16 protein-coding genes are annotated in these 23148 nt (G+C 72.2%); 8 read left to right on the forward strand and 8 right to left on the reverse strand.

The genetic code is table 11. From position 1 onward, the window contains the following. Positions 1-137 precede the first annotated feature (137 nt). Complete coding sequence (locus ACFRFC_RS28050) at positions 138-2588, reverse strand: DEAD/DEAH box helicase (protein ID WP_382684958.1); 2451 nt, start codon at positions 2586-2588, stop codon at positions 138-140. 580 nt (positions 2589-3168) lie between these two features. On the opposite strand from ACFRFC_RS28050, the gene ACFRFC_RS28055 reads away from it, so the two are divergent. Next, entirely contained in the window at positions 3169-3966 is a 798-nt protein-coding gene (locus ACFRFC_RS28055) for a ferritin-like fold-containing protein (RefSeq protein WP_382684961.1), read from the forward strand. 99 nt (positions 3967-4065) lie between these two features. Here ACFRFC_RS28055 and ACFRFC_RS28060 read toward each other — a convergent pair whose 3' ends face one another. From ACFRFC_RS28060 to ACFRFC_RS28075, 4 genes are all read right to left on the reverse strand, one after another. Next, entirely contained in the window at positions 4066-4335 is a 270-nt protein-coding gene (locus ACFRFC_RS28060; protein ID WP_382684963.1) for a hypothetical protein, read from the reverse strand. A 310-nt stretch (positions 4336-4645) separates the two neighbouring features. Beyond that, a complete protein-coding gene (locus tag ACFRFC_RS28065) occupies positions 4646-4873 on the reverse strand; it encodes a DUF3107 domain-containing protein (protein WP_382684966.1) in 228 nt (75 codons plus the stop codon). A gap of 163 nt (positions 4874-5036) precedes the next feature. Then, positions 5037-5684 (reverse strand): TetR/AcrR family transcriptional regulator, encoded by a 648-nt coding sequence (locus ACFRFC_RS28070; protein ID WP_382684968.1) that lies wholly within the window; start codon positions 5682-5684, stop codon positions 5037-5039. 288 nt (positions 5685-5972) lie between these two features. Continuing rightward, positions 5973-6197, reverse strand: coding sequence for a hypothetical protein (locus ACFRFC_RS28075; protein WP_382684970.1), 225 nt, complete (start codon positions 6195-6197; stop codon positions 5973-5975). Positions 6198-6359: 162 nt separating this feature from the next. On the opposite strand from ACFRFC_RS28075, the gene ACFRFC_RS28080 reads away from it, so the two are divergent. The 7 genes from ACFRFC_RS28080 to moeZ all read left to right on the forward strand — a co-directional run bounded on the left by ACFRFC_RS28080 (position 6360) and on the right by moeZ (position 16701). Continuing rightward, on the forward strand, positions 6360-7412 hold the full coding sequence (locus ACFRFC_RS28080; RefSeq protein WP_382684973.1) for an alpha/beta fold hydrolase: 1053 nt from the start codon (positions 6360-6362) through the stop codon (positions 7410-7412). A gap of 173 nt (positions 7413-7585) precedes the next feature. After that, positions 7586-9151 carry a DUF3152 domain-containing protein gene (locus ACFRFC_RS28085; protein WP_382684976.1) on the forward strand — a complete coding sequence of 522 codons (1566 nt, stop codon included), beginning with the start codon at positions 7586-7588 and terminating at the stop codon, positions 9149-9151. A 264-nt stretch (positions 9152-9415) separates the two neighbouring features. Continuing rightward, positions 9416-11392 (forward strand): DUF3492 domain-containing protein, encoded by a 1977-nt coding sequence (locus ACFRFC_RS28090; RefSeq protein WP_382684978.1) that lies wholly within the window; start codon positions 9416-9418, stop codon positions 11390-11392. A 335-nt stretch (positions 11393-11727) separates the two neighbouring features. Then, entirely contained in the window at positions 11728-12984 is a 1257-nt protein-coding gene (locus tag ACFRFC_RS28095; RefSeq protein ID WP_383112663.1) for a hypothetical protein, read from the forward strand. Between the two features lie 727 nt (positions 12985-13711). After that, positions 13712-14674, forward strand: coding sequence for an NAD-dependent epimerase/dehydratase family protein (locus ACFRFC_RS28100; RefSeq protein ID WP_382684983.1), 963 nt, complete (start codon positions 13712-13714; stop codon positions 14672-14674). Between the two features lie 23 nt (positions 14675-14697). Further along, a complete protein-coding gene (locus ACFRFC_RS28105; RefSeq protein WP_382685161.1) occupies positions 14698-15459 on the forward strand; it encodes a spherulation-specific family 4 protein in 762 nt (253 codons plus the stop codon). Between the two features lie 63 nt (positions 15460-15522). After that, complete coding sequence (moeZ, locus tag ACFRFC_RS28110; protein WP_382684986.1) at positions 15523-16701, forward strand: adenylyltransferase/sulfurtransferase MoeZ; 1179 nt, start codon at positions 15523-15525, stop codon at positions 16699-16701. A 65-nt stretch (positions 16702-16766) separates the two neighbouring features. Here the strand turns inward: moeZ and ACFRFC_RS28115 are convergent, their stop codons facing one another. The 3 genes from ACFRFC_RS28115 to ACFRFC_RS28125 form a co-directional block, all read right to left on the reverse strand. After that, positions 16767-18305: an alpha/beta hydrolase gene (locus ACFRFC_RS28115; protein ID WP_382684989.1), complete on the reverse strand. Its 1539-nt coding sequence runs from the start codon at positions 18303-18305 to the stop codon at positions 16767-16769. 162 nt (positions 18306-18467) lie between these two features. Further along, entirely contained in the window at positions 18468-20015 is a 1548-nt protein-coding gene (locus ACFRFC_RS28120; RefSeq protein WP_382684992.1) for an alpha/beta hydrolase, read from the reverse strand. Between the two features lie 101 nt (positions 20016-20116). After that, positions 20117-23101: a lysylphosphatidylglycerol synthase domain-containing protein gene (locus ACFRFC_RS28125; RefSeq protein ID WP_382684995.1), complete on the reverse strand. Its 2985-nt coding sequence runs from the start codon at positions 23099-23101 to the stop codon at positions 20117-20119. Between the last annotated feature and the right edge of the window lie 47 nt (positions 23102-23148).

Raw genomic sequence — 23148 nt, forward strand, 5'->3', positions numbered from 1 at the left:
GGGGGGGGGGGGGGGGGGGGGGGGGGGGGGGGGGGGGGGGGGGGGGGGGGGGGGCCGCGGGGGGGGGGGGGGGGGGGGGGGGGGGGCCCCCCCCGCCGGGTGGAGCCGGGTGATGCCGGTGATACGGGTGGTGCTGGTCAGCCGTCCGTGGGTTCGGCGGCTGCCGTGGCCTTGCGGGTGCGGCGGACCTTGGGCTTCGGCTCGGCGTCGGCCTCCGTGGCCACGGCCTTGCGCGTACGCCGCGGCTTGGCCTCGGCCTCCTCGGCGGTGGTCTGCGCCGGGATCGTGGCGGTGGCCTTCTTGCGGGTGGTCCGCTTGGGCTTGACCTCGGCGGCGTCGGTCTCCGGGGCCGCCACAGCCGTTTCCGTTGCCGTGGTCCTGGTGGCTGCGGTCTTGCGGGTGCGGCGCGGCTTGGGGGCCGCTTCCGTGCCCTCCGCCGTGTCGACCGCGGCCTCGGCCGCCTTCTTCCGGGTGCGCTTCGGCTTGGCCTCGGCCTCGGTGGTGTCCGGGGTCTCCGTGGCGACGGCGACGGGCGCGGCGGCGGCCTTCTTGCGGGTCCGCTTGGGCTTGGCCTCGACACCTTCGGCGGTGTCGAGAGCGGCCTCGGCGGTGACCTCGGGGGCGGCGGTGGCCTTCTTGCGGGTGGTCCGCTTGGGCTTGACCTCGGCGGCGTCGGCCTCCACAGCCGTGGCCGTGGTCTTGCGGGTGCGGCGCGGCTTGGGCGCTGCCTCCGTGCCCTCCGCCGTGTCGACCGCGGTCTCCGCGGCCTCGGTCACTGCCGCCTCGGCCGCGTCTGCCGCCTCGGTCGCCGGGGCGATCGCGGTGGTCTTGCGGGTGCGGCGGCGCGGCCTGGTCTCCGTGGCCTCGGCCGTGTCGAGCGCGGTCCCGGCGGGCTCGGCCGGGGCCTGCGGCTCCACCGGGGTCTCCGTGACCACCGTCTGCGCGGCCGGTGCGATCGGCGTGACCGGTGCGGTCGTCGCCTCCGCCGACTTGCGGGTGCGGCGGCGGCGCGGCTTGGCCGCGGCCTCCGGGTCGGTCTGGGGTGCCTGGGCCGCCTCGGGCGTCCGGGGCTCGACGAGTGTGGTCGGGCCCTCCGCCGTCGTCACCGACGTCACCGCGTCGGCGGCCTGCTCGGTCGGCGTCAGTGCCGGGGCCGGGGTCTGGGCCGCCACGGCTCCGTTGCGGGTACGGCGACGGCGGCGCGGGGTGCGCGTGCCGGTGCCGGACTCCTGCTCGGCGGGGGCGGAGGCCGGCTGCTGGGCGGGGCCGGTCTCCAGCTCCGTACCCCCACGGGTGCGGCGGCGGCTGCGCGGGGCGCGGGACGGGCGCTCGCGGTCGCGCTCGGGGCGGGACTCGGCGCCGCCGCGAGGGCCACGGCCGCGCGGACCGCGGCCACCCGGCTCGCCCAGGTCCTCCAGCTGCTCGGCGTCGAGCCCGGCGCGGGTCCGCTCCGAACGGGGCAGGACACCCTTGGTGCCCGCCGGGATGTTCAGCTCGGTGAACAGGTGCGGGGAGGTGGAGTACGTCTCCACCGGGTTGCCCAGGTTCAGGTCCAGCGCCTTGTTGATGAGCTGCCAGCGCGGGATGTCGTCCCAGTCGACCAGGGTGATCGCCGTACCGGAGGCACCCGCGCGGCCGGTGCGGCCGATGCGGTGCAGGTAGGTCTTCTCGTCCTCGGGCGTCTGGTAGTTGATGACGTGCGTCACACCCTCGACGTCGATGCCGCGGGCGGCGACGTCCGTGCAGACGAGGACGTCCACCTTGCCGTTGCGGAACGCGCGCAGCGCCTGCTCACGGGCTCCCTGGCCGAGGTCGCCGTGGACCGCGCCGGAGGCGAAGCCGCGCTGCTTGAGCTGGTCGGCGAGGTCGGCCGCGGTGCGCTTGGTGCGGCAGAAGACCATGACCAGGCCCCGGCCCTGCGCCTGGAGTATCCGCGCGACCAGCTCGGGCTTGTCCATGTTGTGCGCGCGGTAGACGAACTGCGCGGTGTTCGCGACCGTCGCGCCCTCGTCGTCCGGCGCGGTGGCGCTGATGTGCGTGGGCTGGGTCATGTACCGGCGGGCCAGGCCGATCACCGCGCCCGGCATGGTCGCCGAGAACAGCATGGTCTGGCGCCGGGCCGGAAGCATGTTGATGATCTTCTCGACGTCGGGCAGGAAGCCCAGGTCGAGCATCTCGTCGGCCTCGTCCAGGACCAGGGACCTGACGTGCTTGAGGTCGAGCTTCTTCTGGCCCGCCAGGTCGAGCAGCCGGCCGGGCGTGCCGACGACGACGTCGACACCCTTGCGCAGGGCCTCGACCTGGGGCTCGTAGGCACGACCGCCGTAGATCGCGATGACGCGCACATTGCGCACCTTGCCCGCGGTCAGCAGATCGTTGGTGACCTGGGTGCACAGCTCGCGGGTCGGGACGACGACCAGTGCCTGCGGGGCGTCGGTGAGTAGATCGGGGGTGGCGCGTCCGGCCTCCACATCGGCGGGGACGGTGACGCGCTCAAGGAGCGGCAGACCGAAACCGAGCGTCTTGCCGGTGCCGGTCTTGGCCTGTCCGATGACGTCCGTGCCGGAGAGGGCGACGGGGAGGGTCATCTCCTGGATGGGGAACGGGGAAACGATGCCGACGGCCTCAAGGGCTTCGGCGGTCTCGGGAAGGATCCCGAGCTCTCGGAACGTAGTCAGGGTTTTGCCTCTTCTGTGTGCGCGGTGCGAGGCGAGCGCGGGGGTCGTGCTTGACCATGCCGGGGGACGTCGGCTGCCGTACGGCGAGCCGTAGGGCACGGGACCTCTGCCGACGCTCTAGCGCTCGTACCGCTGAGGGTTCCCTCCGATCGTCGTACGCGGGAACGCGTACGGTCAGGGAGAGCTGTCGGGTCGGAGCCGATCGGGCCACCGACCGGGCATCCTCATACGTGCGGCCCGTCGAGCGAGGACGTCGTATGACGGCTGGATACTCAGCAGGCGCATTACCACCATACCCCGGAATGGCGCACACGTGATGGCCGATTCGGTCACGTTGCCGTCGTCACATTCACCCGGGCGTTCACAGGGGGGTGATGCGGTGGTGGTGCGAGAGGCGTGTGTCGGGGCCTTCGTACGGGGGTTTCCGCGGGTTCTCACCATGGCTGGCCAGGGGGTTCCGTCATGCGAGGAGCGGGCTATTGTGCGCTGCATGACCTCCGCTGACAAGTCCGATCACGTCTCCGACGCAGTCTCCGATTCTTCCCGCGCCGCCTCGTCCGGTGATCCGTCCGCGGGTGCCGCCGGACACACCGGCGTCGCCGCCCAGGACTGGACGGCCGCCGTCGCCGCCGCGCCGCAGTACCGGGCCGCGGTCGTGGATCTGCTGGGCGCCCTCGCGTACGGGGAGCTGGCGGCGTTCGAGCGGCTCGCCGAGGACGCCAAGCTGGCGCCGACGCTGGCGGACAAGGCGGAGCTGGCGAAGATGGCGTCGGCCGAGTTCCACCACTTCGAGCGGCTGCGGGACCGGCTGACGGAGATCGGCGCGGAGCCGACGGAGGCCATGGAGCCGTTCGTCGCCGCGCTCGACGGCTTCCACCGTCAGACCGCGCCCTCGGACTGGCTGGAGGGGCTGGTCAAGGCGTACGTCGGTGACTCGATCGCCAGTGACTTCTACCGCGAGGTCGCCGTCCGGCTGGACTCCGACACCCGGCAGCTGGTGCTGGCCGTGCTGGACGACACCGGGCACGCGACCTTCGCCGTGGAGAAGGTACGGGCCGCGATCGACGCCGAGCCGCGGGTCGGCGGGCGGCTCGCGCTGTGGGCGCGGCGGCTGATGGGGGAGGCGCTGTCGCAGTCCCAGCGGGTGGTCGCCGAGCGGGACGCGCTGTCGACCATGCTGGTGGGCGGGGTGGCGGACGGCTTCGACCTCGCGGAGGTGGGGCGGATGTTCTCGCGGATCACCGAGGCGCACACGAAGCGGATGGCGGCGTTGGGGCTGGCTGCGTAGGGGGTGGCGCGGCGGCGTATCGGCTTGGCGGCGTATCGGCCCGGTGGCCCGGTGGGTCCGCCTGTGTCCTGCCCGCGCTGTGCCGGTACTACGTCGGTACTACGCCGGTGCTGAGCGGCGGCGGAGTCTGCCCGTCGGGCGGAGCAGCAGCGAGACGGACGCCGCCGAGACGATCACCGAGCCGGTGAGGATCAGCAGGAGGCTGCCCGTCTCCAGGGCGCTGTGGGTGACGAAGGCGCCGAAGAGGGAGCCGGCCACGCCGGTCGACAGGACCACGCGGCGGGCGGGCAGACGGTGCGGGAGCCGGCTCATGGCCGCCCACGCGAGGGCCAGACCGAGCACCGCGGAACTGATCGCTTCCAAGACCATGTCGGGGTTCCTCCCACCCGGCCGTCCTGCCCTAAACGGTCGTAGCCCGTCTTACCCCTGACCTGCGGAATGCAATCCTCCTCTGTGGATGAACTGTGGTGGGGATGTGGAGGCGCAGGTGGGGCGGGCGAGCAGCTGAAAGAACGTCAAAGGCCGGTGGATCCGCAGGTGCTCGACCGCGGGTCCACCGGCCCATTGATGTTCGTCGGGCCCGCCGGCCCTGGTGTGCGTAGTGGTGTGTTGCTGGTGTGCTGCTGACGTGCTGCTGACGTGCGCAGTGGCCGTGCGTGGTGGCCGTGCGTGGTGGCGACTACAGCGCGCCGAAGCCCACCTTGCGCGGGGCCGCCTCGCCGATCTCGACGTACGCGAGTCGGTCGGCCGGGATGAGGAGCTTGCGGCCGTGCTCGTCCACGAGGCTCAGCAGCCGAGCCTTGCCCTCCAGCGCCTCGGCGACCACACGCTCGACCTCCTCGGCGGTCTGACCGCTCTCCAGAACGATCTCGCGGGGCGCGTGCTGCACGCCGATCTTGACCTCCACGGCTATGTCCCTCCGACGGTCAGAAATGTGCGCGACCTTCCGCGCCGTACGCAGCACACATTAGCCCGGTGAGGGGACCCGTACGCTCCGCCCTGCCACGCCAGGAGCGAACAGGGGCGAGCGGCGGGGTGGGAACAAATGGCCGGGGTCCGGTATCGGTGGCTCAGTGCTGGGGCTGGTCGCTGCCGTGCAGCGGGAAGCCGGCGATGCCGCGCCAGGCCAGCGAGGTGAGGAGCTGCACCGCCTGGTCGCGCGGGACGCTGCGGTCGCTGTGCAGCCAGGAGCGGGCCACGACCTGGGCGAGCCCGCCGAGGCCCGAGGCCAGCAGCATCGACTCCGCCCGGGACAGCCCGGTGTCCTCGGCGATGACGTCGCAGATGGCCTCGGCGCATTCATTGGTGACCTTGTCGACGCGCTCGCGCACGGCCGGCTCATTGGTCAGGTCCGACTCGAAGACCAGCCGGAAGGCGCCGCCCTCGTCCTGGACGTACGCGAAATAGGCGTCCATGGTCGCCCGGACCCGCTGCTTGTTGTCGCTGGTCGACGCGAGCGCGTTCCGTACGGCCTGGATGAGGGATTCGCAGTGCTGGTCCAGCAGGGCGAGGTACAGGTCGAGCTTGCCGGGGAAGTGCTGGTAGAGGACCGGTTTGCTGACCCCGGCGCGCTCGGCGATGTCATCCATCGCCGCCGCGTGGTAACCCTGCGCCACGAAGACTTCCTGTGCGGCGCCCAGCAGCTGGTTCCGTCGTGCGCGGCGCGGCAGGCGAGTGCCCCGCGGGCGCGCCGCCTCTGTCTGCTCGATGGCTGTCACGCCGCCTCCCAAAATCGTCCATATGCGGTGTGCCGCCGCGCGGCCATCGTACTTTTCGGTAACCGTGGTGTGCGCGGTGCGAGCGCAGAATTTCACGGACCGGACTGTCTTGAAAGCCGTGCGTATGGGCTTGAACACGGTCCGGGCGGGTGAAAGCGGGCGGGGTGGCGCGTGGTCCACAGGAGGTCGACAGGTGCCTGGCGGTGTCGTCCCGTGCCGTCCTGTGCCGTCCCGTGCCGTCCGCCGGGTGCCGTTACAACCCGTTCTGTCCCGTCCTGTTCTGTTCCGTCAGCGGTAGTCGTCCTCGTCCAGGGAGACCACACGGGCCTGCTCGGCCAGGTCTCCCTCGTCCGCCTCGTCGGTGGTCGCGCCGGTCAGCGGATCGTCGCGGTCCTGGGCGAGCGTGGCGTGCTGCTCGGCGGTGTCGGCGTCCGGGGCCTCGACGTCGTACTCCACTCCGTTCTGTGCGTCCTCGTCGACGAACGTCTCGGGGTCGGTGGGATCGACGGCCATGGCAGGCTCCCTTCCACCTATGAGCCTAGGAGACACCCTCTCCGGACGCTATGCGATCCGCGTCCGGAAAAGGGGTGCGGGTCGGGGCGGGCGGAGGGGCGAGGGCGGACTTGTGAGGGCGAACACATGAACCCGTACGTGATCGTCTCGTAACATTGCCGCATGTCTTCGACCGAGTTGCCGTCCGTGTCGGCCAACGTGCTTCCGAAGGTGGCACCCGTCAGGATCGCCGATGGTGAGCGGCTGCGGTCGGTGCGGCTGCCGGGGATCTCGCTGACGGTCCGTTCGAGGCCGGCGCGGCGCGAGGGGCTGCCGCCCGCGCTGTACGTGCATGGACTGGGCGGTTCCTCGCAGAACTGGTCGGCGCTGATGGAGCTGATCGACGACACGGTGGACGGCGAGGCGCTCGATCTGCCGGGGTTCGGGGACTCCCCGCCGCCGGACGACGGCGACTACTCGGTCACCGGGCACGCCCGCGCGGTCATCCGCCATCTCGACGCCGCCGCGCGTGGCCCCGTCCATCTCTTCGGCAACTCGCTCGGCGGAGCGGTCACCACCCGAGTGGCCGCCGTGCGCCCGGATCTCGTCCGTACGCTGACGCTGATCTCGCCCGCGCTGCCGGAGTTGCGTGTCCAGCGCACGGCGGTGCCCACCGCGCTGCTCGCCCTGCCCGGTGTGGTCGGGCTGTTCACCCGTCTCACCAAGGACTGGACCGCCGAGCAGCGGGTCCGCGGGGTGACGTCGCTGTGCTACGGCGATCCCGGACGGGTCACGTCCGAGGGGTTCCAGCACGCCGTGGACGAGATGGAACGACGGCTCCAACTGCCGTATTTCTGGGACGCGATGGCGCGCTCCGCGCGCGGTATCGTCGACGCGTACACGCTCGGCGGCCAGCACGGGCTCTGGCGGCAGGCCGAACGGGTCCTCGCGCCGACGCTGCTCGTCTACGGCGGCCGGGATCAGCTCGTCGGTTTCCGGATGGCCCAGAAGGCGGCCCGCGCCTTCCGCGACTCCCGGCTGCTGTCGCTGCCGGACGCCGGGCATGTGGCGATGATGGAGTATCCGGAGACGGTGGCCACGGCGTTTCGCGAACTGCTCCGGGATGTCGCCGCGGAAACGGGTACGGATGCGAGGTCCGTCGCTGAGGGCTCGGAGGTCGCCGAGGGCCCGGAGGTCGCGGAGGGCGTTCAGGTCTCGGAGGGTGCTGAGACCTAGATCCAGGTCTGGACGCAGATCCAGACCTGGACGCGGAAGACGAGCAGAGGCAGTAGACAGCTGAAGCAGAAGGCAAGCAGAAGACGTAGACAGCAGACGCCGTAAGAAACGTAGACATCGACGACGGAAGCCCGGTCAGTGACGCAGACGAACACAGGGAGCTGAGGCGCGACGTGGGACGCCACAGTCGCCGTGGGCCCGCCCCCAAGGGGGACGCCGCGGACACCGGGAGCCGTCGCCGGGGGGCGGGGGCCGAGTCGGCGCGCGGTTCTACCGGTGCGGCGCGGGCCGAGGGGGCGGCCGGGCCCGCCGCCGTGCCCGGAACGGGGTATCGGGGCCCGGGTTTTTCTGACGGAACGTCCGCCGCCGGGGCGTCAGGGCCGGGGATGCCCGGGGCCGGTGGGCCGAGGCTCGCTGACGGTACGCCGGCGCACGGGTTTCCGAGGATGCCCGACGGCACCCCGGCGCACGGATTTCCCCGGCTGCCGGACGGCACGCCCGCGCACGGCTTTCCGCGCCTCCCCGATGGCACGCCGGCGCACGGCGCGAACCCGTTGCCGGACGGCACTCCGGCGCGCGGCACGTCGCCGGTGCGGGGCGGGCACCCCGAGCAGCATGAGACCGGGGGCGGCTGGGGCGAGTTCCGGGGGCGGGGGACCGGTGGCGGTGCCTCCGCGGGTCCTGGTGGCGGTGGCATACCGCGACAGCGGCCGACGCCGGCGGGTCCCCGGCAGGATTACGTCGAGGCCTTCGACGGTGGCGAGAACGTCCTCGCCGCCCGGCAGCAGGGCCGCCCCGACGACCCGTACGCCTCCGTCACCGAGTGGGAGACGGAGCCGCGCGGGCGGGTCGGGCTGCTCACCGACCCCCGGCAGCCGGACGAGGACGCGCCGCCGGTCGGCGTGCCCGAGCGGGCCAAGGGCGGCAAGGGGCGGACCTTCACCGGGATCGCGGCCCTCGCGGTGACGACCGTGCTGGCCGTGGTGGTCGCCGGGCAGGTCCGCGACGGCGGCGTGGACACCTCCGTACAGTCGCAGTCCGCCGCCGAGCAGGCGCGGGACGACGGGGACGGGGCCGCGCTCGGGGACGGGCGGCCGACGGCGTCCGAGTCGCCGAGCCCGGTGCCGCTGACGTACGAGCAGAAGATGTCGAAGATCTACCCGCTGAGCGCTTCGCTGGCCGGGCCGGGGACCTTCGAGGCGATCGAGGGGATCGAGCAGGCGCCGGGCACGGGGAAGCAGTACACCTACCGGGTCGATGTCGAGGAGGGGCTCGGGCTCGACGCCGAGCTGTTCGCGGAGGCCGTGCACCGGACGCTGAACGACGAGCGGAGCTGGGCGCACGACGGCGGTCGTACGTTTGAGCGGGTGCACTCCGGTTCGGTGGACTTCGTGATCACGCTCGCCAGTCCCGGCACCACCGCCGACTGGTGTGCCCAGTCCGGGCTGGACACGACCATCGACAATGTCTCGTGCGACTCCGCCTCCACCGAGCGGGTGATGATCAACGCGTATCGCTGGGCGCAGGGGGCGGAGACGTACGGCGACGACGAGATCCTCGCCTACCGGCAGATGCTGATCAATCACGAGGTCGGCCACCGGCTCGGCTACACCCATGTGACCTGCGACAGCAAGGGCGATCTCGCGCCGGTCATGCAGCAGCAGACGAAGTTCCTGGAGTACGACGGGGTGCGGTGTCTGCCCAATCCGTGGCCGTATCCCGGCGATGCCGGGAGATGACGGGAGGCGCCGGGAGGCGCCGGGAGGCGTGGGGAGGCGTGGGAGACGTCGGGGGACGTCGGGAATCGCGCGTGCGATGGGTAGTCGAATGATCGCCTAGCGCGATCGAACGCGATCCGCACGGGAAAGTTACGACCGTTCACCCCTTTTGGTGGCGCGATGGACAACCGTCCGTCGCGCCACCGCCTTGTCCGCATACGTTCGTCCCGCTGTGAGCCGCCGGGGCAAGGGCGGCTTCCTATACGGGAGATCGGGGGTGGACACATGCGCATCGGACTGCTTACGGAGGGTGGCTATCCGTATGTGAGCGGTGACGCCAGGCTCTGGTGCGACCGGCTCGTGCGCGGGCTCGCGCAGCACGAGTTCCATGTCTACGCGCTCAGCCGCACCGAGCGTCAGGAGGACGAGGGCCGGCTCTCGCTGCCGCCCCAGGTCGGCCTGGTGCGGACGGCGCCGCTGTGGACGGCCGAGGGTGACGGGGTCGGCTACGGGCGGCGCGCGCGCCGGCGGTTCGCGGAGGCGTATGGGGAGCTGGCGCGGGGGTTGTGCGCCGGGGGTGTGGAGGGGGTGGGGGTGGGTGCCGGGGGTGGCGGTAGCGCTGGCGGGGGTGGCGGGGGTGCTGGGGGTGCTGGGGGTGCCGAGGGCGTCGGGGGTGCTGCCGAGGGCCTCGGTGGGGGTGGCGGTCGGGGTGATTCGTCCGCCTTCGCGCTTGAGGCGGACCGTTTCGCCTACGCGCTGTACGGGCTCGCGGAACTCGCCCACGACGAGGGCGGGCTGGTCGGCGCGCTCCGCTCGGAGGCCGCCGTACGCGCCCTGGAGCGCGCCTGCCGTGCGCCCGGCGCACCGCACCCGGCGCGCGAGGCGCGGGTGCCGGATCTCCTGACCGTCGCCGCACACCTCGAACGAGCCCTGCGCCCCCTCTCCCTCGACTGGTACGAGGACGACGCACTCGGCTCGGTCGACCTGTGCCATGCCGCGTCCGGCGGCATCGGCGCGCTGCCGGGGCTGCTGGCCCGGCACTTCACCGGCGTACCGCTGGTGGTGACGGAGTATGGCGTGCCGTTGCGCACCCACTACCTGGCCTCCGGCGCCGACGCGGCGGCGCCTGCCGTACGGGGCCTGCTCGCCGCCTTCCACGGGCGGCTGGCGACGGAGGTGTACCGCCGGGCCGTCCTGGTCACCCATGGCAACGCGCATGCGCGGCGCTGGCAGGAGCGGTGCGGGGCGGAGCGGGGGAAGTTGCGGATCGTTTATCCGGGGATGGATGCGGCGGCTTTTGCCGAGGGCGGCGAGGGTGGCGAAGGCCGTAAGGGTGGCGAAGGCCGTCGGGGTGGTGAGGGCCGTAGGGGTGGTGAGGGCGGCGAGCGGGCCGGGGGCGGTCGAGGTGGCCGCTCGGGCGCGACACCGGGCGCTGGGTCGGGCGCGGGGGCGAGGTCGGGTGTGCGCGGGGCGGTGGATCCGAAGACGCTGGTCTGGGTCGGCCGGGTCGAACCGGCCAAGGACCTGGTGTCCCTGCTGCATGCCTTCGCGGAGGTCCGCAGGGCGGAACCGCAGGCCCGGCTACGGGTGGTGGGGGCGCCGTCGGACGCGGAGGGCGTGGCCTACCGGTCGCACTGCCGGGCCCTGGCCGCACAACTGTTCCCGGACGAGGCGGCCGGGCCGCACGCCGTGGGCGACAACCCGGTGTCGTTCGAGGAGATCGGCGGTCCGGAGATCCCGACCCAGGCCGCGGCCTATGCCTCCGGCGCGGTCGTCGTGCTGTCCAGCGTCGTCGAGGGCTTTCCGCTCAGCCTGGTCGAGGCGATGCTCAGCGGCCGGGCCACCGTGTCGACGGACGTCGGCGCGGTGGTCGAGGTCATCGGCGGTACGGGGCTGGTGGTGCCGCCGCGCAATCCGCGGGCGCTCGCAGAGGCGTGCGTGGCGCTGCTGAATGACCCCGCGCGCCGTGCACGCCTGGGAGAGGCGGCGCGCGCCCGGGCGCTCGAACTGTTCAGCGTCGAGCAGAACATCACGGCATTTCACGGCATTTACCTGGAGGCCGTCGCCCAGTCCCCGGTCCGCCGTGTCGTCCTCGACGCGACCGGCGAGCCGTTGCCGTTCGCCTACCCGGCCGAGGCCCATGTCCCCGGCCACTGGACCGGCCCGTCCCGCGCGACCGCGCCCCGCGCCCTCCCGTCATGGGCGGCGGGCCCACCGGTACGGGCGTCCGTGATGACGCGTGCGGGGGAGGGGGCTGGATGAGCGGCTTGAACGAACTGAGCGGATTGAACGAACTGGGCGGGTTGAGCGAATTGAACGGGTTGAGCAAATTGAACGGGCTGGATCGGCCGGGGACGCCCAGCAGCCCGGGGGCCTGGGACACGCGGTCGGAGAAATGGGTGGGCGACGGAGACGGAGGGCTCGGAGCATCGGTACCGGGCGATTCGCCGGCGGCACCGGACCACGCGGGTTCCCCACGCTCCTGGGCCTCGGTGGACGTGGCCGGCGGCGCTGCCCCACGGGTGAGCGACCCGCTGCCTTTCCCCCGGGAAACGGCCGTACCCCGCCGGGGCGCCGCCGATCCGGTCAAAGCCCTGATGCACCGTCACCGCGAACTGTGCGAGCAGGCCGTCGACCCCCTGGAGATCGCCGCCGGACTGGAGGCGCACGGTGTGACGGACCGGACGGCGGCGCGCTTCCTGCACCGGGACGTCTTCTCCCTCGCGGAGGAGATGTACGCCCGTGTCCCCCGCGACGGTGAGGCCCGCCCCCGCGCCGAGGCTCCGGCGCCGCCGAAGGTCCGGGCCGGGTGGGTGATCCGCACACTGCTGCCGGGCGCGCTGTGTGGTGCGACCCTTGTCGGGCTGCGGTTCACCGAGGGCCAGAACCGGCTCCTCGTGGCCGCGGCCGGTGTCCTCGCCGTCGGACTCGCCCTGCGCGCGGCCCTGACCCGAGGCCCGCTCGGCATCCGTCGTGAAGGGTCCGGCCTCTCCGGGGCCGCCGGCATCCGCCGTGATCGGTCTGGTCTCTCCGGGTCCACTGGCATCCGCCGTGATCGGTCTGGTCTCTCCGGGTCCACTGGCATCCGCCGTGATCGGTCTGGCCTTTCCGGGTCCACTGGCATCCGCCGTGATCGGTCTGGCCTTTCCGGGTCCACCGGCATCCGCCGTGAACGGTCCGGCCCCTCCCGGTCCACCGGCATCTGGACCTGCTGGCTCCTCGCGTACGCCGTCCTCGGCGACGGTCTGCTCCGAGCCGCGGTCCACGGGGGCCCGGACACCCTCCCGGGCGGCGCCGCCGCAGACTCCTGGCCGGTGGCCACGGCGCCCCTGCTTGCCCTCGCTCTGGCCTGCGCACCCGCGGCCTGGACGACCCACCTCTTCACCGCCGTGGCCCGCCGCAGGCTCACGGCCAGCCGCGGCCTGGCGGAGTTCGCCGGTTCCGTACGCCCACTCCTGCTCGGCACGTTCGCCCTGTACGTCGGTGCCCTCGCCGCCCTGGCCGCCGGTTCCGTCCGGGTCCTGGACGAACCGGCGGCCCTCTTCCAGACCCTGAGCCTGGGCGCCCTCCTCCTGCTCGCCCGCCTTCTGCACCTCCACGGCTTCACCCGCGCCCCGTCCATGGTCCTCACCGCCGCCGCGAGCGCCGAGGCCCTCGCCCTGGCCACCGTCTTCGCCGCCCGGCTGCCGGGCTGCGACTTCCTCTCCCTCCCGGTCGACACCCTCGTCGACACCTGGGGACCGGGCAGCGTCCCGATCCTGATCTGCGGCACGGCGACCCTGACCCTCCTCACCCACGCCTCCCGCACCCTCACCCGCGCCTCATCCCACGCCGGCACGGAGGCCCCGTGGTGACCCCGACATATGTGCCGGACGGCTATGGGGCGTTTCGGCGTCACATGCCCGACGGCTATGGGACGTGTCCGCCAGGCGTGCCCGACCAGCACCGGGCGGGTCGGCTGGGCGTGTTCGACCGGTGCGAGGCGAGTTGGCCGGGTGTGCCCGACCGGTACGGGGCCTGTCGGCCGGGCGTGCTCGACCGATGCCAGGCGAGTTGGCCGGGCGTGCCCGACCGATACGAGGCCACTCGGCCGAACGCGCTCGACCGGTACGGGTCGTATCCGCCGAACCTGCCCGCCCGGCACAGCACCTGTCGGCCATGGGGCCACCCACCTGGTCGTGGGGCGGCGACTCTCGTCGCCCCGCCCGGGCTTGGCCCGCCGGCTCTGGGACGGGCTCAAGGCCGGGCCGTGGTTGCCTCAGGACACTGCACGCCTGGCACGGGCAGGACCGCCGGAGTCCCCCGGCCGACGCCCACCCCGGAAACCGAAACCAACCAGCGCCCGCCCCCCACGCCCAGGCAACCCGCGTCACCCACCCCCAACCCCCGGCACACCAGCCCCGTTACTCGCTCCGCCCGCCCCACCCCGGGCACCCGGCCCCCCGCAACCCGCCGGAGGCCCCCGTACCACCCCTTCGAAGGAGAGCACCTGATGACCACCTCCCGACCCGGCGCGACCGGAGCCCCAGGGGCCGACGGCGCCTCTGGCACCACCGGAGCGCACACCCCGGGAGCCGCCCGATGAGGGTCCTGCTGATCGGAGCCAACGGATACATCGGCCGCTTCGTGGCCGACCGGCTGCTCGCCGACCCGGCCGTCCAGCTCACCGCGCTCGGCCGTGGCGACGACGCCGACGTCCGGTTCGACCTCGCGTCCGGCAGCCCCGGCGCGCTCACCCGGTTCCTCGACGCGGTCCACCCCGGCGTCGTCATCAACTGCGCCGGCACCACCCGCGGCGGCGCCCGCGACCTCACCCGGCACAACACCGTCGCCGTCGCCACCGTCTGTGAGGCCCTGCGCCGCAGCGGCTGCGGTGCCCGCCTGGTGCAGATCGGCTGCGCCGCCGAGTACGGCCCCAGCCAGCCCGGCTCCTCCACCGCCGAGGACGCCGTCCCACGACCGGGCGGTCCCTACGGCGTCAGCAAGCTCGCCGCCACCGAACTCGTCCTCGGCTCCGGCCTCGACGCCGTCGTGCTCCGGGTCTTCTCCCCGGCCGGACCCGGCACCCCGGCGGGCTCCCCGCTCGGCCGGCTCGCCGAGGCGATGCGCCGCGCGATGCAGTCCGGCGACGGCGAACTCAAGCTCGGCGGCCTCGGCGCCCAGCGCGACTTCATCGACGTACGGGACGTGGCCCGCGCGGTGCACGCCGCCTCCCTCTCGGCCGCCCAGGGCGTGATCAACATCGGCTCCGGCCGTGCCGTGCGGCTGCGCGACGCCGCCGCCACCCTCGCCCGGGTCGCCGGCTACGGCGGTGCCCTGCACGAACTCGACGGCCCGCCCGGCCCGCCGCTGCGCGGGACCATCGGCCACCCGCGCGGCGACTCCGACCACATCGCCCCCGTCGCGTACCCGTACCCGGACGGCTGCGGCAGCTGGCAGCAGGCCGATGTGCGCACCGCCCGCGACCGGCTCGGCTGGCGGCCCCGGATCCACCTCGAAGAATCCCTCGCCGACATCTGGATGGAGGCCGCGTGTCGCATCTGACCAGCATCACCCCGAGCACCCCGATCGCCCCGAGGTCCTCGACCAGCCGAAGCGTCCCCCACACCGGTCTCGGCACCGGCTTCGGTGTCCCCGGCTACGCGCACCCCCTGGTCGCCCGCGCCGAGTGGGCCGCGCTCACCCACCCCGGCACCCCGCTGCACTGGGTCGTCCTCGATGTCGCCGACGGTCCCGGCGACCGCCCCGACCCGCACTGCCTGGAGGCGGCGGGCCGGCTGCGCAACGCCGGCGTCCGGGTCCTCGGCCGCATCGACTCCGGCTACGGCACCCGAGGCTTCGGCGAGATGATCTCCGACGCCCACCGCTATCTCGACTGGTACCTCGCCGACGGTTTCCTCCTCGACCGCTGCCCGGCCGACCGCGACACGCTCCCCGAGATCCGCCGCACGGTCACCACCCTTCGCGCGATCAGCGACCGCGAACCCCATGTCGTCCTCGGCCACGGCACCCATCCGCACCCCGGCTACGCCGAGAACGCCGACCAGTTGGTCACCTTCTCCGGCCCTTGGAGCGACTACCGCTGGTCGCAGGTGCCCGAGTGGACCGCGGGCTATCCACCGGAGAAGTTCTGCCACTTCGTGCACGGCGTGCCGGGCGGGCATCTCGACGAGGCGCTGCGGATCGCCCGCTGGCAGGGCGCGGCCACGATCTGGCTCACCGACCGCGCCGTCCGCGGCGATCCGGGAGGCGCCGAGGACCCCTGGACGGCCATGCCCGGCTACTGGGACGAGATTGTCTCGCGCCTTGGACCATGTGTCTCGGAATGAAAAAGGCCGTGGCACTGTTACGGGGAGAACAATCGTAGTGATAGACCGACCAACGGAGTCCCCGTGTCGCTGCCACCCCTGGTCGAGCCCGCCGCCGAGCTCACCGTAGACGAGGTCCGCAGGTACTCCCGCCACCTGATCATCCCCGACGTCGGGATGGACGGGCAGAAGCGGCTGAAGAACGCCAAGGTGCTCTGTGTGGGCGCCGGCGGCCTGGGCTCGCCGGCGCTGATGTACCTCGCCGCGGCGGGCGTCGGCACGCTCGGCATCGTGGAGTTCGACGAGGTCGACGAGTCGAACCTCCAGCGGCAGATCATCCACAGCCAGGCCGACATCGGCCGCTCCAAGGCCGAGTCCGCCCGTGACAGCGTCAAGGGCATCAATCCGTACGTGGACGTGATCCTTCACCAGGAGCGGCTGGAAGCCGACAATGTGATGGAGATCTTCAGCCAGTACGACCTGATCGTCGACGGCACCGACAACTTCGCGACCCGCTACCTGGTCAACGACGCGTGCGTGCTGCTGAACAAGCCGTACGTATGGGGCTCGATCTACCGCTTCGACGGCCAGGCCAGTGTCTTCTGGTCCGAGCACGGCCCCTGCTACCGCTGCCTGTACCCGGAGCCCCCGCCCCCCGGCATGGTCCCCTCCTGCGCCGAGGGCGGTGTGCTCGGGGTGCTGTGCGCGTCCATCGGCTCCATCCAGGTCACCGAGGCGATCAAGGTCCTCACCGGCATCGGTGAGCCCCTGGTCGGCCGGCTGATGATCTACGACGCCCTGGAGATGCAGTACCGCCAGGTGAAGGTCCGCAAGGACCCGAACTGCGCGGTCTGCGGCGAGAACCCGACCGTCACCGAACTGATCGACTACGAGGCCTTCTGCGGGGTCGTCTCCGAGGAGGCACAGGAGGCCGCCGCCGGTTCGACGATCACTCCCAAGCAGCTCAAGGAGTGGATCGACGACGGCGAGAACATCGAGATCATCGACGTCCGCGAGATCAACGAGTACGAGATCGTCTCCATCCCGGGCGCCAAGCTGATCCCGAAGAACGAGTTCCTGATGGGCACCGCCCTGGCGGCCCTCCCGCAGGACAAGAAGATCGTCCTGCACTGCAAGACGGGTGTCCGCAGCGCGGAGGTCCTCGCGGTCCTGAAGTCGGCGGGCTTCTCCGACGCGGTCCATGTGGGCGGCGGCGTCATCGGCTGGGTCCACCAGATCGAACCGGACAAGCCGGTCTACTGAGCCGGTCCGGCACTCCGTACGGCGGGGGCCACGAGCGCCATGGGTGCTGGTGGCCCCCGCCGTCGTCATGAGCAGCGGGTGCCGTTGTCGGGCACCTCGCCGTCCAGCAGATACGCGTTCACCGCCGAGTCCACGCAGTCGCTCCCACTGCCGTAGGCGCCATGCCCCTCGCCGTCCCAGGTGAGGACCACGCCGACACCCTCGCCCAGCTCGTCGGCCATCCGCTGGGCCCCCTCCACCGGTGTCGCCGGATCCCCGGTGTTGCCGACCACGAGGATCGGGGCCGCGCCCGGCGCGCTCACCTCCGGGGTGTCGAACTGACCGGGCACCGGCCAGTCGTGGCACCAGCCGGCCGTGTCCCAGCCCAGGAACGGCCCGAAGACCGGTGAGATCTCCTCGAACTCCGGCAGCAGCTGCTTCGTCTCCGCGACGGTCGGCCGCTGCTTGTCGTCCAGGCACGATATGACGCGCTGGGAGTGGGTCGTCGTGCCGTAACCGCCGGAGGCGTCCCGCTCGTTGTAGGCGTCGGCCAGCGCCAGCAGCCCGGATCCGTCGCCCTCCTCGGCGGCGGCCAGCGCGTCGGTCAGGCTGGGCCAGCCGGACTCGCTGTACAGCGGCAGCACGATCCCGATGACCGCGAGCGACTGGGTCAGCTCCCGGTCGCCCGACGTGGGCAGCGGCTCCGCGTCCAGTCCCGCCAGCAGATCCGCGATCCTGGCCGTGCCCTGCGCCGGGTCCTCGCCGGTGGACTCCAGATAGTTTTCGAGGGCGCGCTGGAAGCCCTGGGTCTGGTTCTTCGCGTGCTCGACGGTGTCCGCGGCCGGGTCGACCACCGCGTCCAGGACCAGCCGTCCCACGTTCTCGGGGAACAGGTGGGCGTAGACCCCGCCGAGTTCCGTGCCGTACGAGAAGCCCAGGTAATGGAGCTTCGTGTCGCCCAGGACCAGGCGCATCAGGTCCATGTCCCGCGCGGTGTCCGTCGTGGAGACATGCGACAGCAGCGGCCCGGCCGCCTCCTCGCATCCGTCGCCGAAGTCGGCGGCGTCCTTCAGGAACGCCTCCTCCTCGGCCGCCGTGTCCGGCGAGGCGTCGACCTGCTCCGCCGCCTGGATCTCCGCGTTGTCCCGGCAGCGCACGCCCTCGCTGCCGCCGACCCCGCGCGGGTCCCAGCTCACCAGGTCGTAGCGCTCGTGCAGCCGGGAGACCACGGACTCGTACGACGGCATCGTGGACACCCCCGAGCCGCCCGGTCCGCCGAAGTTGAACAGCAGCGAGCCGATGCGGTCGCCGCCCGTGGCCTCGGAGCGGATCAGGGACAGGCCGATCGTCTCGCCCGACGGCTTCGACCAGTCCAAGGGCACCTTGAGCGTGGCGCACTCCCAGCCGTCGCCCGGTGCGGGGGAGTCATCCGTGCCATCACACTCGCCCCAGCCGGGTTTCTGCGAGGTCAGCGACGACGGCAGTGTGGACCCGGACGGCGGCGCCGCGTCCGACGCACTCGAACTCTCCCCGCCCTTCCCCTCGTCCGACGAACCCGGGCTGCACCCCGCCACCAGCAGCGCGGCAGCCGCACCGAGCGCGGACCACCGTACGAAACGCGTCATCGCACCTTCCCCCTCGCAGGCCGTCCGCGCTTCGACGGCGAACGGTGTGACCATCGTAGGCGGGGCGAGGAAAATCCGTCGAAGCCTGTGGATAACCTTCTGACCTGCGACTTCTCTGAGGTGGTGGGGGTCGGCCGCCGCGGAGGGCCGGAGTGCCGGTGCTCAGCCGCAGACGGTTCCGGCCGGCGGAACCCGGCCGTTGAGCAGATAGCCGTCGACCGCCGTCCGCACACACCGGTTGTTGCTGTCGTAGGCCCCGTGCCCCTGGCCCTTGTACGTCAGCTCCACGCCGACGCCGTCGCCGAGCGCGGTCACCATCTTGCGGGCGCCCTCGTACGGCGTCGCCGGGTCGCCGGTGTTGCCCACGACCAGGATCGGGGCCGCTCCCGGGGCACTGACGTCGGGGTGGTCGGCGGCGCCCGGCACCGCCCAGTCGGTGCAGCTGATCATGCCCCAGGCGAGATAGTCGCCGAACACCGGCGAGGCGGCCCGGAACTCCGGCAGCTTCCGCTCCACGTAGGCCACGTCGTAGCGGGGCTTGTCGTCGGCGCAGTTGATGGACACGTTGGCCGCGGTGAGATTGCTGTACTCGCCGTTCTGGTTGCGCCCGTTCATCGAGTCGGACAGCAGCATCAGGATCTGCCCGTCACCGTCGTACGCCTGTTCAAGGCCCTCGGTGAGGTACTGCCAGAAGTCCTGCGAGTACAGCGACTGTGCGATGCCGCTGGTCGCCGCGGTCTGGGTCAGCTCACGCGGGAAGATGCCCGGGATCGGCTTGCGGTCGAGATCTTTGAGCAGTTTGGCGATCCGGTTCTTCACGTCCTGCGCGCTGTCCCCGATCGGGCAGTCCTCGGTCTGCGAGACACAGTTCTCGGCGAAGTTGTCCAGCGCGCGCTGGAAACCCTTGGCCTGTCCCAGCGAGCCCTGCTCGGAGTTCTGCGTCGGGTCGACGACCGCGTCGAAGACGGCCCGGCCCACCTTCTTGGGGAACAGATGGGCGTAGACCCCGCCGAGTTCGGTGCCGTACGAGATCCCGAAGTAGTACAGCTTGTCGTCGCCGAGAACCTGCCGCATCAGATCCAGATCGCGGGCGGCGTCCGTGGTGCGCACATGCGGCAGGATCGTCTTGGAGTTCTTCTCACAGGCGGCGTTGAAGCCCTTGACGTTGGCGAGGTAGGTGGCGCGCTCGGCGCTGTCGTCGGGGGTCGCGTCCTGCTGGAAGTACGCGTCCAGTTGCTGGTCGTTCTCGCAGCGCACCCCGTCGCTGCGGCCCACCCCGCGCGGATCGAAGCTGACCAGGTCGTAGCGGGTGCGCAGGGTGTCGTACGAGCTGCCGAAGGCGGGCAGCGTGGTGACGCCCGAACCGCCGGGACCGCCGAAGTTGAAGATCAGCGAACCGATCCGCTGGTCCGCCGTGCCACTGGTCTTCGCCCGGATCAGGGCGATCCCGAGCATCTCGCCCTGGGGGTGGTCCCAGTCGAGTGGCGCCTGCATGGTGGCGCACTGCCACGCGGTGCCGTCCGGCAGCGGTGACGGCGCCTCCCCGCCGCCCTCCGCCTGGGACGGCGCCGGGCAGTCCTTCCAGCTGAGCCGCTGCGCCGTCAGATCCACGCCCAGGGGAGCGTCACCGCCACAGCCCGCGGTGGCGGAGCCGAGCAGCACGGCGGTGGCGGTCAGGGCGGCGGCACGCAGAAAGGATCGTTTCGGCATGAACCCATCCTGCGGTCGGGCCGCACAACGCGCTCGGGGCGCGGGCCGTAAGAGGTACGGCGGTGGTGCCCCGCGGTTCGTACGCCCGACCCGTGGAGGGCCTACAGCGCTCCCTTGCGCGACAGATGGTTGAACGCCAGCCACCCCGGCAGCACCGGGAGCCAGAGTGTGAGCAGGCGGAACATCAGGACGGCGGGGGCGGCCACCTCGCTGGGCAGGCCGACGGCGATCAGGCCGACCGTCAAGGTGGCCTCCACCGCGCCCACGCCGCCCGGGGTGGGCGCCGCGGAACCCAGCGCGTTGCCCGCGAGGAAGACGACTGCGACGCTGGCGAGGCTGATCGAGGTGGACTCGTTGCCGAAGGCCCGGATGGAGGCGTCCAGGCACATCACGAAGCAGGCCGTCAGCAGCAGCATGCCGCCGATGCCGGTGACCAGCTTCTGCGGGCGCTGGAGCACGTCCAGCATGCGCGGCACGACACCCGCGAACAGCGACCGCACGCGCGTGGCGACGAATTTCCGCAGGAAGGGCACCGACGTCACCACCAGCACCAGGACCGCCACGGTCAGCAGACCCGCGATGACCGTCCGGGACGGCGACAGCGACGGCGTCTTCTCGATGCCGGTGAGATAGCCGAAGGCCAGCAGCATCAGGATGTGGCAGCCCAGGCCGAACAGCTGCGACGCGCCGACACTCGCCACGGCGAGCCCCGGGCGCACGCCCTGGCGTTGCAGGAACCGGGTGTTGAGCGCGACCCCGCCCACCGCGGCGGGCGCCACGATCTTCACGAACGACCCGGCGACCTGCGCCGCCACGGTCCGCACGAACGGCACCCGCTCCGGTACGAACCCCAGCAGGCTCATCGCAGCGGCCACATAGCTCACCGCCGAGAACAGCGCCGCCGCGATGACCCAGCCCCACTCGGCGTTGGCGACCAGGGTCCCGAACTCGATGTGGGTGAGCTGCGTCAGCAGGAAGTACGCGCCGATGGCACCCGCGAGGATGCTGATCAGGGTGCGCGGCCGGACCCGTTCGAGGCGGGCCGGCTCCACCGGTGCCTGCGGCCTGATCTTCAGCACCTCGTGCCGGATCTGGGTGAGCGGATCCTCCTCGCGGGCCTCGTCCATGGCTTCGTCCATGGCCCGCTTCTCGGCCCGTGACTGCGCGCGTACGGCCTTCTTGCCGGGCTTTTCGAGCGCGGCCGCGAAGTCGCCCCCGGCGGCCTCCGCGCGGGCGAGCTTCGCCTGCCGGGACGCCTCCAGGACCGCCTCGCGCTCCCGCTCGCCCCGCTCCCGTGCCAGCCGGCGCAGCGTCGTGCGCGTGGTGCGGGTCAGGCCGATCGGCTGGAGCATCGGCAGACAGTCGGCCACCGTGTCGGGCCCGAGCACGCTCAGCGCGGAGGCCACCGCACGCTCGGCGCCCACCCGCAGCGCGAGGGTGGTCACCAGCTGGGCGATGTCCATCCGCAGCAGCAGATCTCCGGCCGCGATCTCCCCGCCGCGCAGATCGGTCAGGATCACCTTGCCGGAGCGATCCACCAGGATCGCGTCACCGGCCAGCCTGCGATGGGCGATCCGCCGCGACTGCAACGCGCGCACCTGGTGCCAGGTGTTGCGCAGCAGATCGTCGGTGATCTCGTCGTCCGCCAGCGCGTCCAGGGAACGCCCGCCCGTGTGCTCGTACACCAGCATCACGGCGTCGGGGCCCAGCTCGGACGTCGCGATCAGCTTCGGCGCGTTGGCCCCGGCGGCGATCGCCGCGTACGCCAGCAGCGCCTCCTGCTCCAGCGCCTGGCGCAGTGACTGGAGGCTGCGGCGGGTGGCGAAGCCGCGCAGCGTCAGATTGCGCCACACCCGGTAGTAGAAGCCCTGCGCCTGCTGCTCGCGGTCCACGACCGTGACGTCCAGTGGCCGGCCGTCCTCCAGGGTGACGAAATAGCGCCGGCCGCGGTCGCCGTTGTCGGTGTTCTCCGCGAAGTCCTCCCGCGCGGCGCTCACCGGGCGGAAGCCGACCGTCCTGAGGCCCGCCATGAGTGTGCGGCCGGTGGGCCGGACGTTGGGCGAGCCGACCGCGTAGAGCGTGCCGTAGGCCACGCTCCAGCCGATCAGCACCGTCAGGATGATCGAGAAGGGTGTCGTGTAGCCGGTGACCAGCATGGAGAACGCGTCGAGCAGCAGCACGATCCACAGCACCGCGCGCCAGCGTGGTCGGCGCGACATGCCGACGGCGGTCATGTAGGCGATCACCGGCGCGAGATAGCCGTGCACCGGGTCGGTGAGCACGCTGACGTTGCCCGGGGAGGGCTGGGTGAGCGCCTGCTGGATCGATTCGGGAGCCGCCTGGGCGACCCACAGATCGGTGGCCAGGGTCACGCCGTGCGCGAGGACCGCGGCGAGCACACCGTCGGCGATGCGCAGACCGTCGCGTTTGATCAGCCGTTCGATCGCGAAGGCGACCGGCACCAGCAGGATCGCGATGCTGGACGCCAGTCCCGCGATCTTGATCAGCAGATCGGGGGCCTGTCCGGTGCCCTTGCTGATGTCCTGTTCCAGGCCGGACGTGGTGCCGTGCGCGAAGGCCGAGATCGCCAGCAGGACGACGACCCCGAGCACACCGACCAGCAGGCGCATGAGGTCGGAAGGGCGGTGCACGCGCGCGGGGAGGAGCGGTTCGTCGCCCTGCACCTCATCCGCGTGGGGGTCGTCGGGGTCGTGGGCCGCGGGGCCGCCGCCGGGGTGGTGGTCGCCGGGGCCGTCGGGGGGGCCTGTGCCGTCATCGGGGGGGTCGCGGTCGCCGGGATCGCCGGGGTCTCCGGGACTGGTGGGGTCGCTGGGTCCGTCGGATCCGCCGTCGCTGGATCCGCCGTCGCCGGGTCCGTCGGGCGCAGGGTTGTCGTGGCCACGGGGAGTGTGGTCGTCCTGGCCATGGGGATCGGGGTCGGCGCGGCCGTCGGGATCGTGCTCCGCGCGGGCGCCGGTTTTCGCGTTCCCGCTGCGGGTCTTCGCGTCCGCATCGGCGGTGTCCGGGCGCGACGCGGCCTCAGAGGTACCCTCCGCGTCCTCGGGGTGCACACCCTGCTGCTTCATCGACCCTTCTTGGTCTCGTATCACCGGTCACCGCCCGCACGATGGTG

The sequence above is a fragment of the Streptomyces sp. NPDC056734 genome (genome assembly GCF_042790455.1).
Taxonomy (GTDB): domain Bacteria; phylum Actinomycetota; class Actinomycetes; order Streptomycetales; family Streptomycetaceae; genus Streptomyces.

Bases quoted from the DNA above. Each gene is read 5' to 3' on its own strand.
- ACFRFC_RS28050 (WP_382684958.1), bottom strand. From the start codon at position 2,588: ATGACCCTCCCCGTCGCCCTCTCCGGCACGGACGTCATCGGACAGGCC.
- ACFRFC_RS28055 (WP_382684961.1), top strand. From the start codon at position 3,169: ATGACCTCCGCTGACAAGTCCGATCACGTCTCCGACGCAGTCTCCGAT.
- ACFRFC_RS28100 (WP_382684983.1), top strand. From the start codon at position 13,712: ATGAGGGTCCTGCTGATCGGAGCCAACGGATACATCGGCCGCTTCGTG.
- ACFRFC_RS28125 (WP_382684995.1), bottom strand. From the start codon at position 23,101: ATGAAGCAGCAGGGTGTGCACCCCGAGGACGCGGAGGGTACCTCTGAG.
- ACFRFC_RS28075 (WP_382684970.1), bottom strand. From the start codon at position 6,197: ATGGCCGTCGATCCCACCGACCCCGAGACGTTCGTCGACGAGGACGCA.
- ACFRFC_RS28115 (WP_382684989.1), bottom strand. From the start codon at position 18,305: ATGACGCGTTTCGTACGGTGGTCCGCGCTCGGTGCGGCTGCCGCGCTG.
- ACFRFC_RS28095 (WP_383112663.1), top strand. From the start codon at position 11,728: ATGCACCGTCACCGCGAACTGTGCGAGCAGGCCGTCGACCCCCTGGAG.
- ACFRFC_RS28120 (WP_382684992.1), bottom strand. From the start codon at position 20,015: ATGCCGAAACGATCCTTTCTGCGTGCCGCCGCCCTGACCGCCACCGCC.
- ACFRFC_RS28090 (WP_382684978.1), top strand. From the start codon at position 9,416: ATGCGCATCGGACTGCTTACGGAGGGTGGCTATCCGTATGTGAGCGGT.
- ACFRFC_RS28080 (WP_382684973.1), top strand. From the start codon at position 6,360: ATGTCTTCGACCGAGTTGCCGTCCGTGTCGGCCAACGTGCTTCCGAAG.
- ACFRFC_RS28060 (WP_382684963.1), bottom strand. From the start codon at position 4,335: ATGGTCTTGGAAGCGATCAGTTCCGCGGTGCTCGGTCTGGCCCTCGCG.